General features: G+C 64.8%; 1 protein-coding gene. It reads right to left on the bottom strand.

Annotation, left to right across the window (positions count from 1 at the left end; all coding sequences use genetic code 11):
• A partial coding sequence (locus AC2AXP_RS22665) for an AMP-binding protein (RefSeq protein ID WP_484381992.1) occupies positions 1–231 on the bottom strand: 231 nt, incomplete at its 3' end.
• Positions 232–438: the final 207 nt, after the last annotated feature.

The following is a 438-nucleotide window of genomic DNA, read 5'->3' as shown; positions in this document are numbered from 1 at the left end:
CGTGTAGAACAGTCCCGATCGTTCGCCGGCGGCGCACGACTCCAGGTACCGGTCGTTGTTCTCCATGAAGATCGAGTAGTGGCCGAGCCGCTCGAGGTGGAGACTGCGGAACAGGTGGGCGAGTTGGTTCGCCCGGGCCTCGTACTCGCGATAGGTGACGGCTTCGCCCGTCGACGCCATGATGAACGCGGGGCGGTCAGGATGGTCGTGCGCGTATTGCCCCGGATACATGTCAGCCCCCTTACCGGTCGGTGTCGCCCGTGCGGACAGTACCCCGTCGTCGCCGCGCGAACTTCGTATCGCGGTGTCGATGGTCACGCGCCAAGAAGGGCCGAAGGTCCCTGGTTGCCGATCGGCGGCAGCGGCAGAGTCAGAGACGTGACAATTCTCGATGACCCTCCAGTCCAAGGCACGGTTCTGGACGACCCACCCGTGCAC

Source organism: Serratia sp. Sp408, assembly GCF_057180665.1.
The sequence above is the reverse complement of the archived record's forward strand: the minus strand, read 5'-3'. Positions and strand labels throughout refer to the sequence as shown.